This is a genomic window from Variovorax sp. J22G73, from assembly GCF_030317035.1.
Taxonomy (GTDB): domain Bacteria; phylum Pseudomonadota; class Gammaproteobacteria; order Burkholderiales; family Burkholderiaceae_C; genus Variovorax.
Window position 1 is genome coordinate 117,802 of sequence record NZ_JASZYK010000018.1, and the last position, 12,143, is coordinate 129,944.

Below are 12,143 nucleotides of genomic sequence, written 5' to 3' on the forward strand. Positions count from 1 at the left end.
GGTCCTCCGGGTTGTTGAAATCAGGTCTCATGGTTGCATCGACTTCAGCGCCGTCGTGTCAGCCGTGACCGCGCATCGCGTGGCGTACAAGCCCGACAGCGCAACCCGAGCCCTGGGCTGAACCCTCAGTGAATCTTCCCGAGGTACGCATCCACGGACGCGCCCCAAAGCCGTTGCACGGTGTAGGTGCCGTGGCCGTCGAGCCCTTTGGGCGGCATGAGCACTTCGAACGTGCCGGTTCCACCTGCCGACCGGAACGCGTTGAAGTTGGCGCGACTGTGGGCAATGGGGTAATACGGGTCGGCCTCTCCGTAGAGCCAGAGCGTCGGGCCGGGGAAGGAGGCACCACGCGTGAAGAGTTCGCCGTTCACCTTGGCAGCGTCCGGGCAGAGCGCGCCGATCCAGCCGCCCACGAAATTGATCGCGCCCACCACTTCCCGGGGATGCAGTCCTGCATAGGCCGTCGCAAGAATGCCGCCGCGCGACACGCCGCCGATCACCACGCGCCGTGCGTCCACATCGCTGCGTTGCCGAATGTGCGTCATCGCTACCTGGATGTCCGCCAGCGCGCGGTCTGCACCGGGCAACGAGAGCGCCGCCCGGCAGCTGTAGCGCGAGCGGTCCGTTTCGAAGCCCTCGTCGTACAGGCCGTCCGAATGACCGCGGCCACGGCGCTGCGGATAGATGACCTGCCAGCCGCGCGCGACGAAGAACGCGCTCACCTCCGGGCTGACCCAGGTCAACCCGAACCATTCCGGGCGATTGCCGATGCCCGTCGATCCATGGTTCATGACAAGGGTCGGAAAGGGCCCATCACCTTCGGGCCGGTGCACGACCATCTCCAGGCGCACCGGCTTGCCGTTCTCGGTGAACGGGGTCTCCAGCCATTCGACGCGTCGCACATAGGCGGGCGGGCGCCGCGACAGCACGCCCGCGGACAGCAGCTGCGACTCGGGCCGCCAGATTCCCATTTCCATGTCGCCGTCGTCGCGCAGGCGCAGCACGAGTTCGGCGCCGGTCTTCAGGCGCACGTGGAGTTCGTCTTTTTCGAAGCGGCCCGGCGCTTCGTCGACCACGGTCTGCTGCGGGCTGGCGCCTGCGTAGGTGACAGTCGCGCCCGTGGCGGAAAGCTCGCGAATGGCAATCTTGATGTCGCAGCCCGCGCCGCGGCAAGCCCAGCCGCTCCAGACGCCGCGCCACCGTGCGAGCTCGGCGGGCACAGCGGGTGCAGCCGACGCAGCGGTGTCTTCGGCCAGGGCAGTCACCTGCGGCGGCAACTCTGCCGCCACAGCACTCTCCGACACCGCCCGCGGCAGATCGCCGATGTAGCTGGGCCATGCAGTCTGAGCCGACGCGGCCATGCAAACGGCGAGCAGGAGCGCGCCAACAAACATTCGCTTCACAAGCATCCCTCGAAGTTTTTCGGGGGATTGAATCACAAGCGCGGCCCGTTCAGCCCACCCGGCGCGAGGCAGCCCAGTCCGAAAGAATCCGCACGGCGTCGTCGGCCAGCTCCTGTTCCGCGGGCAGCTTGCGCTGCTCCAGCGTGGCACCTGCCTCGGCGCGCAGCGCCTCGACGTCGATGGGGTGCCTCGCCGCCACGCTCACGCCCTCGAAGGCGTCGCCCGACTGCGCGAGCGAGGCTGCGTAGTACAGCTGGCCGATGCCCGCGATGTGCATGGCCGCCACGCACATGGCGCAGGGCTCGCACGAGGTGTACATCTCGCAGCCCGCGAGGTCGACCGTGCCCAGCTTGCGGCAGGCGTCGCGAATGGCCTCGATCTCGCCGTGCGAGGTCGGGTCGGAATGCGCGACGGAGTGGTTGAAGCCTTCGCCGACGATGGCGCCGTCTTTCACGACCACGGCACCGAAGGGCTCGGTGCCGGGCACGCTCAGCGCCTGTGCGGACAGAGCGAGCGCGCGTTGCATGAAGGGCTGGTGGTACATGCGGGTCATGGGGGTCATGGGGGTCATAGGGGTCAGGCCTTTCTGGCGCTGTCGAGCGCGTGGACGGGTGAGTGGGTGTGCGGCGAGGATGGCTGCGGTGCGAACAGGCCCGCCATCGACCTGGCATAGCGGCCCGGGTCGAAGCACAGCATCAGCGGCAGCAGCACCACGACCACCGCGCCCAGGTAGGCCCACGCGAGCGTGAAGCCGCCGGTGTGCTCGCGCACCCAGCCGGTGACGAAGGGCGCGAGCGCCGCGATCATGAAGCCCACGCCCTGCATGAAGCCCGCCAGCGCGCCGGCCTGCGCCGGGTCGCCCAGGTGGTCGAGCGCCAGCACCATGCACAGCGCGAACGCGCCCCCCAGGCCGAAGCCCAGCACCACGGCGACGGCCGGCGCCGGCACGGGCGCCTCGAAGGTGAGCGCGGCAAAGCCCGCGAGCTGCGCGAGCAGCGTGAGCACCAGCCAGGGCCGCATGTCGCGCCCCCGGCTGCGCGCGATGGCGGGCATGGCCAGCGCGGCGACCACCTGCGCCAGCGTCATCAGCGCGAGCACCGAGCCGCCCTGCTGCGCGCTCCAGCCCTGCTGCGCATAGAAGTGCGGCAGCCACGCGACCAGGCTGGTGTAGCCGCCGTTGATGAGGCCGAAGCACACGGCCAGCAGCCATGCGCGGCGGTTGCCGAAGCAGCGCAGCCACGAGAGGTTCTGGCGCGGCGTGTCGGTGGTGAACTGCACGCGCCGCATGTTCAGCCAGTACAGCAGCGCGAAGGTCGCGAGCAGCGCCCAGATGGCCAGGCCCGCATGCCAGTCGGGCTGCGCGCCGCCGAACGCGTGCGCCACCCACGGGCTGGCCATGGCACCGAGGCCGCCGCCGCCCATGATGGCGGCGGAGTACAGCCCCGTCATCACGCCGATGCGCGTGGGGTAGGCCTGCTTGACCACGCCGGGCATCAGCGCCTGCACCAGCCCCACGCCCGCGCCCGCGAGCGCCGCGCTCCACAGCAAGGCCGCCGCGCCGCCCGCCACGTAGCGGCTCGCGCAGGCAACCGCGATGGCCGCCAGCCCGCAGGCAATGCCGGCACGCGCGCCCACGCGCTGCCCCACCGCCGCGCCGACGAGCGACATGGCGCCCATGGCGAACATCGGCAGCACCGTGAGCAACGCGACCGCATGAAAGCTGATGCCCGTGGCCTGCCGGATGGCCGCCAGCAGCGGGCTGCTCGAGGTGAGAAAGGCGCGCAGGTTGAGCGCCACCAGCACGATGACGACGGCGAAGGCCATGCCGCCATCGCCGTCCTTGCTGCCGCGCCGCACCGTCACAAGGCCGCGACCTCGGGCTGCAGCACGCCCTGGCGCGCCACCACGCGCCCGCCCGACACCACCAGCCGGCGCACGGGGCGAGCGACCACGGCCTGCGCCACGGTCTGCGCGTCGACCAGCACCAGGTCGGCGCGGTTGCCCGGCACCAGCCCGTACTGCTCGAAGCCGCAGCCGCGCGCGCCGGAATGGGTGACGGTGTCGAGCGCCACTTCGAGCTCGTCGTCGCGGCGCAGGTTGTAGCGCAGGCCGATGATCATGGCGCGCTCGAGCATGTCGGGGTTGCCGTACGGCGACCAGGTGTCGCGGATGCCGTCGTTGCCGCCGAGCACCGTCACGCCGGCCTGGCGGCAGGCCAGCAGCGGCGGCACGCTGCGCGAAGGCGGCGCGCTGGTGACGAGAACCACGCCCAGTTTGGCCATGCGTGCGAGCAGGGCTTCGCGCTCGCGTTCGCCTACGTCACCCAGGCAGAAGCCGTGGCTGATCGCCACCTTGCCCTGCATGCCCAGCGCCTTGGTGCGCTGCAGGATCAGGTCGAGCGAAAACGCGCCCATGGCGCCGGGCTCGTGCAGGTGGATGTCGAGCGGGCGCTGGTGCTTGTGCGCGATGCCGAAGAGCACGTCGAGCGACTTCACCGGGTCGCCGTCGATGGCGCAGGGGTCGAGGCCGCCGAGCACGTCGGCGCCCATGGCGAGCGACTCGTCGAGCAGCTCAGCGGTGCCGGAGCGGCCCAGCAGGCCCGACTGCGGGAACGCGACCAGCTGGATCTGCTGCACCTCGCGCAGCGCCTCGCGCGTGCGCAAGGTGCCTTCGAGGTGGCGCAGGCCGGCCTGGGTGTCCACGTCCACATGCGTGCGCAGCCGCGTGGTGCCCAGCGCGAGGAAGGCCTTGGCCAGCACCTTCGATTGCGCGGCGGCGTCGTGGCCGCTGGCATGGCGAAAGGCGCGCTCGTTGTCGATCTTGTCGGTGAGGTTGGTGCCGACCTCGTTGCGGTACCAGTCCATGCCCCACATCGTCTTGTCGAGGTGGGTGTGGCCTTCGACCAGGCCGGGCAGCAGCAAGGCGCCACCGCCCTCTTCCACCGGCGTGGCGGCCGGCGCGGCGAGCGCGGGGCCGACCTCGGCGATGCGGCCGTCCTGCACGCGCACGTCGACGGCCGGACCACCAGGGGAGCCCATGGGGCGAACATTGCGGATGAGGAGCGAGGACATGGGGTCGGGTTCTTTCAAGGACATCGGGCGGCAGGTCAGGGCGGCAGCTCAGGGCGACAGGTCAGGCCGGTTGCGCGGACACGCCGCGCGGCACGGCGCGTGCCGTGAACAGCGCGACGATCACGAACACCAGCGCGTTGGTCGCCAGCGCCACCAGGCCGGTGTTGAGCGACTTGAACACCACCGGCGCCGCGGGAAACAGCGTACCCAGGTTGGAGCCCGTCGTCATCATGAAACCGAGCACCGCGCCGCCCGCCAGGATGCCCGCGAAAGCCGCGTGCTTGTTGCCGAAAGGCTTCTTCATGAGGCTGAACAGCAGCGAAGGCAGCAGCTGCGTGAGCAGGCTGGACGCGAAGATGGCCACCGCCACGATGGTGGTGCCGCCGCGCAGCACGAAGTACACCGCCACCAGCGCGAACACCGGCAGCACGCCGCGCGCCACGCGCGACACCTGCTTGTCGGTGGCGTTGTGGGCGAAGCCTTCCTTGTAGACGTTCTTGCCGATCACGGTGGAGGCGGTCAGCAGGATCATCGAGCCCGGCACCAGCGCCGTGAGCACGCCCGTGCCGCCGATGACGCCCACGAACCACGGGTCGAAGGTGTGCTTGACCAGCCCGAACAGGGCCAGGTCGACCTCCGCGCCCTTCAGCCCCGGCACCTGCAGGATGGCCGCGAAACCCACCAGGAACAGGAAGGCGATGACCACCTGGTACAGCGGCATCAGGATGGTGTTGCGGCGCACCGCGCTCGCGCTCTTGGCCGCGTACACCGAGGTGAGGTTGAACGGGTACAGGTAGTAGCCCAGCGCGGTGAGCAGGATGGTCGAGTTGTACCAGGTGAGGTTCAGGCCTTCCTTCGGGAACTCGAAGAACGTGGGGTTCGCGGCGTGGATGGCCGTGAACATGGGCGTGACGCCGCCGTAGTAGTGCCACGGCAGGTAAAGCCCCAGGAACACGGCGAGCGCGAGGATGAGCACGTCTTTCACGATGGCGATGCTGGCCGAGCCGTGGATGCCCGAGAACAGGATGTAGCTGACCATGACCACCGTGCCGATCCAGATGGCCACCTGCGGCGCAATGGTGCCGTACGAGGCCTCCGACACGATGATGCCCAGCCCGCGCAGCTGGATGGTGAGCAGCGCCACCATGCCCATGAGCGCCACCACGGACACCAGCACGCCGAGCGGGCGGCTGTTGTACTTGTGCGCGAAGAAGTCCGAGAACGACACCAGCTTGTGCGTGGTGGCGTAGCGCCACACGGCCGGCAGCATCCAGAAGGCCATGAGGTAGGCCAGCCCGCCGTAGGCCAGGATGTAGAAGGCCGGCGTGCCCTTGCTGTAAGACCAGCCGCTGGCGCCCAGGAAGGTGAAGGTGGAAAACGACTCGCCCGCCATCAGCAGGAACACCATGATGGCGCCCAGCCCGCGCCCGCCGAGCGCCCACTGCTCCAGGCTCATGGTGCGCCCGCGGCGCGCAAGCACCGCCAGGCCCAGCGCGCCGATGACGAACAGCGCGATCACGCCGAGAGCAGCGTTCATCGGGCGTCTCCCTGCGCGCGCAGCGCGACCGCTGCATCAGCCGCGTGAGCCGCGTGAGCCGCGTCGATGGCATCCAGGTCGCCTTCGGCGCGGTCGATGAGCACCATGATGAGCGAGGTCAGCACCAGCCAGCTGACGTTCCACACCATCAGGAAGGGCATGCCGAGCACGAAGGTGGGCGCGACCGACGAGAGCCAGCCGCCGCTGAAGAAGGCGACGACGGGCAGCGCGGCCAGCCATTTGACGGATTTCATCGGGGAGCCTCGATTCGGGTTTGGTTGAGAGTTGAATCCATTTTGGTTGACCATAAATATTATTTTGGTTAACCAAACGAGGCGAATGGTACGGAGCGGGGCGGGCCGCGTCAATCCGGGGGATTTCCCGGGGGCCGTGGGGTGAAGCCGTATGCAACGGGGGTGCGGGCAATAATTGCCCCGCTCTTTTCCATGCCCATGCCTTCCACCGCACGCAAACCACCCGCCCCCACCGAACCGCCGGAGCTCACCGAGGCCATGGAGTCAGACGACGCCAACGTGGACGAGCGCGTGTACGCCGCCGTGTCCAAGGCCCTGCTGAGCGGCAAGCTGCGCCCCGGCACCCCGCTGCGCGAGCGCGCGCTGGCCGAGGCGCTGGGCTGCACGCGCGGCGCGGTGCGCAAGGTGCTCGCGCGGCTGGGCTCGGAAAAGCGGCTGGTGCTGGAGCACAACCGCGGCGCCTTCGTGCCCAACCCGTCGATCGCCGACATGCGCGGCATCTACCGCGCGCGGCGCATCGTGGAGGCCGGGCTCATCACCACGCTGTTCGGCCAGCTCGCGCGCGAGCAGGTGGCCGCGCTGCGCAAGCATGTGCAGGCGGAGCAGAAGGCGTTCAAGGAAGGTCGGCGCGAAGACTCCATTCGCCTGGCCGGCGACTTCCACCTGCTGCTCGCGCAGATGGCGGGCAGCGACGAGCTGCTGTCGTACATCCAGCGGCTGATTTCGAACACCGAGCTCTACAAGGCCCTGTACGACTCGGCCGAGGCCGCGAGCTGCGCGCCGCGCGAGCATGAACAGATCATCGAGGCGCTCACCGGCAAGTCGCTGGACAAGGCCATCGCCATTGCGATGGAACACCTGGACGAGCTGGAGCAGCGCGTGATCGCGGGCGCGGCGGCGGAGCAGGAGGTGGACCTGGCGACGCTGCTGAATGGTGGTGGCAGCGGTGGCAACGCGCCGCACCGCGGGCACGACCACAGCCACTGAGGCATTTACGCTCCGCTAGCAGCGGGGCGTCCACATTTCGCTCTCCAGCGGGGCGTGCACATTTCGCTCGCCAGCGAAGTGTCGGTGGGCCGGTCTCGCGAAGATCGGCGAACCATGCAAAGCCCCGCCCTCGCCGCTTCAAGCCGACCCCACGCCCCTGCCCTCGAATGGGCACTGCTCGCGGTGCTCGCGACCTGCTGGGGCGCGTCGTACACCTTCATCAAGATCGGTGTCGCGACCATCCCGCCCGTCACGCTGATCGCCGCGCGCACCCTGGTCGCCGGCCTGCTGCTGCTCGCGGTGCTGCGCATGCGCGGCGTGCGCTTGCCGACCGATGCCGCCACGTGGCGCCGCTTCGCGCTGCAGGCCTGCCTGAACAGCGTGCTGCCGTTCACGCTCATCGCGTGGGCCGAGCGCAGCGTCGACGCGGGCCTGGCGACCATCCTCAACTCGACCTCGCCCATCTTCATCTTCCTGCTCGGGCTGGTGCTGGGCGGTGCCGACAGGCCGACCCTGCGCCGCCTGTTCGGCGTGGGCGCGGGGCTGGCCGGCATCTGCCTGATCGTCGGGTTCGAGGCATTGAACGGGCTCGGGCATTCGCTTCTTGCGCAGCTGGGGCTGGTGGTGGCCGCCGTTTGCTACGGCTGCGCCGCGATGTTCGGGCGCGTGTTCAAGGGCCTGGACCCGATGGTGCCGGCCGCCGGCTCGCTGCTGAGCGGCGCGGCCATGCTGCTGCCCGCGAGCCTGCTGATCGACAGGCCCTGGACGCTGTCGCCGTCGCCCGGATCGATGGGGGCCGTGCTGGCACTGGCGGTGCTGTCGACCGCGCTGGCCTTCACCCTCTACTTCAGGCTCATCAAGACGCTGGGGCCGATGTCGACCGCGGCGCAGGCGTATCTGCGCGTGCCGATCGGGGTGGGAATCGGCGTGGTGTTTCTGGGCGAGACGCTGGTCGCCACGGCATGGATGGGCCTCGCCTGCATCGTGGCGGGAGTGATCGCCATGACGATTCCTGTCAAACAAAGAGCAGTACTTAACGAAGCTCACAAAGTTTGAATTCTTGCTAACACACTCCCTGTTGGTGCGGGTGCATTTCTGTTGGTGCACTGCCAAATTTGGCACGGATGTTGCGGAAGTTTTTCGCGCCGTCGCGCAAACAACAAACAGGGAGTTGCCTACATGGCTCAACAAGAGAAGTCCGATTCGGAGAAACGGCTTGTTCAGGGAACGAATCGTCGTTCGGTTCTGAGGGCTGGCCTTGCGGTTCCACTCGGCTCGACCGCCTGGTTGGCGGCATGTGGTGGCGGAGGCAACGATCCGTTCACGCCCATCGCCGCCATGGCGGCGGCCGCAGACCCGTCCCCTGCAAGCACGCCCGTTGCAACGCAAACAGAACCCGTCGAGTCGTCGCCACCCTATCCCGCTGAAGCGGAGGAGCAGGAAGTCCAGCCGAATCTGAAGCGCGTGCGCGTGTTGAATCTTGAGACATCGACCTCCAGCCCTCCCAGCAACCAGCGATTGGCAACTGAAGACATCCAGACCTATGCGCAGCGCGCCTTGCAGGCAAAGTTCGAAATTCTCCGGGATGCGTTGACCGAAGGGCTTCCCAAGCAGAGCTCGCCCGCCGATCTTTGCTACTTCGTAGCGCCGGAACTTTTCTGGAACGTGAACTGGGATGCAATGAGGAACCAGGACGACATCCGCATCTTTTCCGAGACCTGCATGGTCGAAGTCCAGAGGCATGTGCGCGCATTGATCGACCTCTTTCCGCAGGAACTGCACGGAAAACTGACCTTGCTTCCCGGAACCCTGCAGGTGCTGAAAAGACAGCAAGCGGGCACGGTGCCGGACCCGATGTCGACGCCAGTTTCCACGTGGCTCAGGAACGGCAGGAAATTTTCGGATTTCCCGATCTACGAAGCAACGAACTACGTCCTGGTGATCGACAACTTCAGCAAAGCAGACGCCGGTGCGGCCAGGCCGCTTGCAACGTGGCCCAAGCAAAGCATCTCGAGAAGGGACTTTCCAAGCGTGAGCGACGCATCGGCCGACGTCGTGGACAGCTGGTTCACGCGACTGAACAGCGTGCTCGGCATCGTCGTCAGGAAAAAGTCCGCGGCAACAGGACGCTCCGATGCACACGGAACGCAGCACCAGGGGTTCGACAACGAGCCGGAGGACGGCGTGGCTTTCGGCATCGATATCGGCGGCGACTACGACACGGCGTACAGCAGCACCGACTACCTTCGGGCATCGCAGATCAAGGAGCCCGACTACGTCATCAACTTCCTGATCTCACGGGGAACATCAGCCACTTTCGATGTGAGCACGCACGGGTTCGCGCCCACGGTCCAGTACGTGGTTCGAAACGACGGCTCGGCTGCTCTCATCTGCGAAATCCTCTTGCTCGCGGCACCGAAGATCGTCAACGGAATTCCAACGCGATCCCAAAAGTTGCGCATTCGGCAAACCCGCGTAGCGACTCTGCGAAGGCCGAGCAGCGTTCTCTTCGACTCCTATTTCAACGTGCATCCGGCAGGGCAGTACCCGGAAATGATCGAGTCGATGCCCTCTGCCCTCACGCCGCCTTCTGCCTAGTTTTCAACCCGTTCGAAGGCAACGAGACCGCGCCCGTTCGGCACGGACGTTGCACGAGCTTTTCGCGTCCTTTCGCGCATTTCGCGCATTTCGCGCATTTCGCGCAATAACAAATACCAGGGAGTTGCCGCCATGGCTCATCAAGACAAGTCTGACTCGGAGAAGAGGTTCTCTCAAGGAACGCGCAGGCGCGCCATCCTGGGCGCCGGGTTGGCGATGCCGCTCGGATCGTCCGCGCTGCTGAGCGCATGTGGTGGCGGAGGCAGCAGCGAGCCGCTCATGCCCCCGCCCGCGCCCACGGCATCTGCCTCCGCACCCGCACCTGCACTCGCACCGGCCCCCGTTGCAGCGCCAGCGCCAGCGGACGGTTCGTCGGGCAAGGGCATCACACACGCGCGCGTTCTGAACTTGCAGACACCCACTTTCCGTCCGCCCGCCCATCAACGCCTGGCGACCGAAGACATGAAGACCTACACCCAGCGTGCATTGCAATCGAAGTTCGAGTTGCTGCGCGACGCACTGGCAGAAGGCCTCCCGAAGCAGAGCGCACCGACCGACATCTGTTACTTCGTGGCCCCGGAATTTTTCTGGAACGTCAATTGGGACGCGATCGAGAACCAGGAAGACATCCGGATCTTTTCCGAGACCTGCATCACCGAGGTGCAGAGGCATGTGCGCACGCTGATCGACCTGTTTCCGCAGGAAAGATACGGAAAGCTGACCTTGCTTCCAGGAAGTGCGCAGATCCTGAAGAAGGAACAGGATGGATCCGTTCCAGACCCGTTGCCGGCGATATGGCCAATAATTCTCCCCCCGGAATTGCCGTTCTACAGGGCTGAAAACTATGTTCACCTGATCGACAACTTCAGCCCGGTGGGGGCCAACAATGTTCGACCCATGGGAATGTGGCCCAAACGCAATGTGTCGAGCATCGACTTTCCGCTAACCCAGTCCACGACGATCGACTCGGTCCAGTATTGGGTGGCGACGTTGAATCAGACAATGGCTGTTCTTGTCAGGAAGAAGTCGACCGGTTCTGCGCGCTCCTATTCAGAAGGTGAGCAGCGCCCCCGCCTCGACAACAATCCGTTCGGTGGCGTGGCATTCGGCATCGACGTTTGTCTCCGACTACAAGATGGCATACGAGAGCTATGAGACCCTTCGGACCTCGCAGCTCGATGAGGCCAGGTACGTCGTCGACTTCCTGATCGCATGCGGCATGCCGATCGACGCGCGTTCGCAAAAGTACATACCGACGCTCCAGTACCTGGTTCGAAACGATGGCATGAAAGGGGGCGCCTGCGAGGTCGTCGTGTTTTCGACCCCGTCGACCACCAACTACCTGTCGATCAGGGCTGGCAGTCGGCACGTCCCTCAAACGCAAGTCGCGAACCCGCCAGGGTCGAACAGTTTTCTCTTCGATTGCTATTTCGACGTGCATCCGACGGGACAGTATCCAAAGTTCGACACCATGCCCTCCCCCATCGCGCCACCCGCCTAGGTGCATTGCGACGACCTTGCTGGCGGGTGCTTGCCGGAACACCGGCACTCAGAAATTTTGCGCCCGCACGCGCATTTTTTACACGGCTTTTAGACCCGGCCTTCTACGCTGCCGGCTCACCGACATTCATCAAGTTTTCCACTCATGAACAACCTTCTTCGCATCGCTTTCCCGGTGCTCGTTCTCCCCACCCTCGTCGCCCTGCCCCTGCTCGCCAGCGCGCAGCTCGCCAGCAACGTGGCCCTCACCACCGACTACAAATTCCGCGGGCAGGACCAGGACATGCTCGGCAAGAACGACTACGCCAAGACCAAGGGCTTCAAGCCCGCCATCCAGGGCGGCCTGGACTACGCCTTCGGCGACAGCGGCTTCTATGTGGGCAACTGGAATTCGAGCGTCAACTGGCTCAAGGGCAACACCATCGAAAGCGACATCTACGGCGGCTACAAGTTCAAGGCCGGTCCCTTCGACATGGACGTGGGCGCCCTCACCTACCTCTACCCCGGCAATTCGTCCGGCAACACCACGGAGCTGTACGGCAGCGCGGGGTACACCAGCGAGGTCATCGGCTCGTTCACGCTGAAGTACTCGCACACCGTGTCCAAGGACTACTTCGGCTACGCCGGCAACAAGGCCGGCTCGGGCCTGAAGGGCACCAACACCGGCTACCTGAACCTGGCCTACAGCAAGGAAATCGTGCCCAAGGTCACGCTGAAGGCCGCCGTGGGCTACACCAACATGTCCAGCGACATCCGCAGCCTGGGCTACAAGAGCTATGTCGACTACAACGTC

Annotated in this window: 12 protein-coding genes; 6 read left to right on the forward strand and 6 right to left on the reverse strand. The window is 66.3% G+C overall.

All coding sequences use genetic code 11. The annotated features are described in order from the left end of the window. Window positions 1-125 precede the first annotated feature (125 nt). The 6 genes from QTI51_RS35960 to QTI51_RS35985 form a co-directional block, all read right to left on the reverse strand. Window positions 126-1,409, reverse strand: coding sequence for a dienelactone hydrolase family protein (locus tag QTI51_RS35960; RefSeq protein WP_286517916.1), 1,284 nt, complete (start codon window positions 1,407-1,409; stop codon window positions 126-128). Between the two features lie 43 nt (window positions 1,410-1,452). Continuing rightward, window positions 1,453-1,965: a nucleoside deaminase gene (locus QTI51_RS35965; protein ID WP_286547699.1), complete on the reverse strand. Its 513-nt coding sequence runs from the start codon at window positions 1,963-1,965 to the stop codon at window positions 1,453-1,455. 14 nt (window positions 1,966-1,979) lie between these two features. Further along, complete coding sequence (locus QTI51_RS35970) at window positions 1,980-3,227, reverse strand: cyanate transporter (RefSeq protein WP_286517913.1); 1,248 nt, start codon at window positions 3,225-3,227, stop codon at window positions 1,980-1,982. 35 nt (window positions 3,228-3,262) lie between these two features. Continuing rightward, window positions 3,263-4,474, reverse strand: coding sequence for an amidohydrolase family protein (locus QTI51_RS35975; RefSeq protein ID WP_286517911.1), 1,212 nt, complete (start codon window positions 4,472-4,474; stop codon window positions 3,263-3,265). 61 nt (window positions 4,475-4,535) lie between these two features. Further along, entirely contained in the window at window positions 4,536-6,011 is a 1,476-nt protein-coding gene (locus QTI51_RS35980; protein WP_286517908.1) for a sodium:solute symporter family protein, read from the reverse strand. Then, window positions 6,008-6,265, reverse strand: coding sequence for a DUF3311 domain-containing protein (locus QTI51_RS35985; RefSeq protein WP_286517905.1), 258 nt, complete (start codon window positions 6,263-6,265; stop codon window positions 6,008-6,010). The genes QTI51_RS35980 and QTI51_RS35985 overlap by 4 nt, the downstream gene beginning before the upstream one ends. A gap of 198 nt (window positions 6,266-6,463) precedes the next feature. Here QTI51_RS35985 and QTI51_RS35990 point away from each other — a divergent pair, with 198 nt between their 5' ends. The 6 genes from QTI51_RS35990 to QTI51_RS36015 all read left to right on the forward strand — a co-directional run. After that, a complete protein-coding gene (locus QTI51_RS35990; RefSeq protein WP_286517903.1) occupies window positions 6,464-7,252 on the forward strand; it encodes a GntR family transcriptional regulator in 789 nt (262 codons plus the stop codon). Window positions 7,253-7,366: 114 nt separating this feature from the next. After that, window positions 7,367-8,308, forward strand: coding sequence for a DMT family transporter (locus tag QTI51_RS35995; protein ID WP_286517902.1), 942 nt, complete (start codon window positions 7,367-7,369; stop codon window positions 8,306-8,308). Between the two features lie 123 nt (window positions 8,309-8,431). Further along, complete coding sequence (locus QTI51_RS36000) at window positions 8,432-9,850, forward strand: hypothetical protein (protein WP_286517901.1); 1,419 nt, start codon at window positions 8,432-8,434, stop codon at window positions 9,848-9,850. Window positions 9,851-9,982: 132 nt separating this feature from the next. Continuing rightward, complete coding sequence (locus tag QTI51_RS36005; RefSeq protein WP_286517899.1) at window positions 9,983-11,005, forward strand: hypothetical protein; 1,023 nt, start codon at window positions 9,983-9,985, stop codon at window positions 11,003-11,005. Next, window positions 10,986-11,351 carry a hypothetical protein gene (locus QTI51_RS36010; RefSeq protein WP_286517897.1) on the forward strand — a complete coding sequence of 122 codons (366 nt, stop codon included), beginning with the start codon at window positions 10,986-10,988 and terminating at the stop codon, window positions 11,349-11,351. The genes QTI51_RS36005 and QTI51_RS36010 overlap by 20 nt, the downstream gene beginning before the upstream one ends. 144 nt (window positions 11,352-11,495) lie before the next feature. Further along, window positions 11,496-12,143, forward strand: a 648-nt coding sequence (locus tag QTI51_RS36015) for a TorF family putative porin (protein WP_286517895.1), incomplete at its 3' end; no start/stop codon positions are given.

Bases quoted from the DNA above. Each gene is read 5' to 3' on its own strand.
- QTI51_RS35960 (WP_286517916.1), bottom strand. From the start codon at position 1,409: ATGCTTGTGAAGCGAATGTTTGTTGGCGCGCTCCTGCTCGCCGTTTGC.
- QTI51_RS35965 (WP_286547699.1), bottom strand. From the start codon at position 1,965: ATGACCCCCATGACCCGCATGTACCACCAGCCCTTCATGCAACGCGCG.
- QTI51_RS35970 (WP_286517913.1), bottom strand. From the start codon at position 3,227: ATGGCCTTCGCCGTCGTCATCGTGCTGGTGGCGCTCAACCTGCGCGCC.
- QTI51_RS35975 (WP_286517911.1), bottom strand. From the start codon at position 4,474: ATGTCCTCGCTCCTCATCCGCAATGTTCGCCCCATGGGCTCCCCTGGT.
- QTI51_RS35980 (WP_286517908.1), bottom strand. From the start codon at position 6,011: ATGAACGCTGCTCTCGGCGTGATCGCGCTGTTCGTCATCGGCGCGCTG.
- QTI51_RS35985 (WP_286517905.1), bottom strand. From the start codon at position 6,265: ATGAAATCCGTCAAATGGCTGGCCGCGCTGCCCGTCGTCGCCTTCTTC.
- QTI51_RS35990 (WP_286517903.1), top strand. From the start codon at position 6,464: ATGCCTTCCACCGCACGCAAACCACCCGCCCCCACCGAACCGCCGGAG.
- QTI51_RS35995 (WP_286517902.1), top strand. From the start codon at position 7,367: ATGCAAAGCCCCGCCCTCGCCGCTTCAAGCCGACCCCACGCCCCTGCC.
- QTI51_RS36000 (WP_286517901.1), top strand. From the start codon at position 8,432: ATGGCTCAACAAGAGAAGTCCGATTCGGAGAAACGGCTTGTTCAGGGA.
- QTI51_RS36005 (WP_286517899.1), top strand. From the start codon at position 9,983: ATGGCTCATCAAGACAAGTCTGACTCGGAGAAGAGGTTCTCTCAAGGA.
- QTI51_RS36010 (WP_286517897.1), top strand. From the start codon at position 10,986: ATGGCATACGAGAGCTATGAGACCCTTCGGACCTCGCAGCTCGATGAG.